This window comes from Neisseria sp. P0021.S007, assembly GCF_051956855.1.
Map to the genome: position 1 here is coordinate 1 of NZ_JBQCXA010000294.1, position 843 is coordinate 843.

Below are 843 nucleotides of genomic sequence, written 5' to 3' on the forward strand. Positions count from 1 at the left end.
CCATCATCCCACAAAAATACCTTTTATCCAATATTTCATGCCACAAAGTCAGGTACGACCCCGTCTTTCGTTTACGCTGTTAGAATGCCCCCTTCGCCCCCGCACGGGTATAATCCGTTGCCATATCGGCAATAGCGGAATGACCGAAATTGCTTTAGGATTTCGGGCAGCCAACCGCCCTGTCCGCCAAGGCGCGGATGAACCTTTACCGGCATTCCCGTTCCAATCCGTCAGGTTTTGATTATCTTTGAGGTGTGATAAATATGTCTTCCAAACCTTTGCTCCTTTTGTGTTCCACATTGACTGCATTGTTATGCGCCTGCAGCGCCGGCAACGAAGCGGCAGAAGCCAGCGCATCTGGAGCTTCAAATGCGTCGGCAGCCGCAGCCTCCCAAGCCCCGGTACAAACCGCCGCTTCCGAGGCAGCATCAGCCTCCGCGCCTTCCGCCACACAAAATCTGACCGGTTTGGATCAGGCAAAATGGCAAACCTACCGCTGCAAAGACAACGGCAGCGTATCAGTCCGCTATTTCAAAACAGAGGACGGAGCCGCGGCGCAAGTACGCTTTAAAGGTGCCGAATTTGTCGCACCTTTCAGCCCCGAAATGAGCAACGAAGATTTGAACGCCTTTAGCGACGGTCAATACACTTGGACAATCGGCAACTTTACGGAAACCGATTTCTACAAGGAAGACGGCGGTTTTCTGGTTCATCATGAAGCCTCGGAAGAAACGCCTGACAACATGACGGACAACCTGCTGCTGCAAGAATGCGCCCCGTCCCAATAGCATTGCTGCTTTGGCAAAAGCCTACAACTATAGTGGATTAAATTTAAATCAGGAC

1 protein-coding gene is annotated in these 843 nt (G+C 51.6%); it reads left to right on the forward strand.

Features of this window, described 5'->3' with window-relative positions:
• Positions 1-263 precede the first annotated feature (263 nt).
• Positions 264-788 carry a hypothetical protein gene (locus tag ACTHUR_RS12920; RefSeq protein WP_107813058.1) on the forward strand — a complete coding sequence of 175 codons (525 nt, stop codon included), beginning with the start codon at positions 264-266 and terminating at the stop codon, positions 786-788.
• The last annotated feature ends 55 nt before the right edge of the window (positions 789-843 follow it).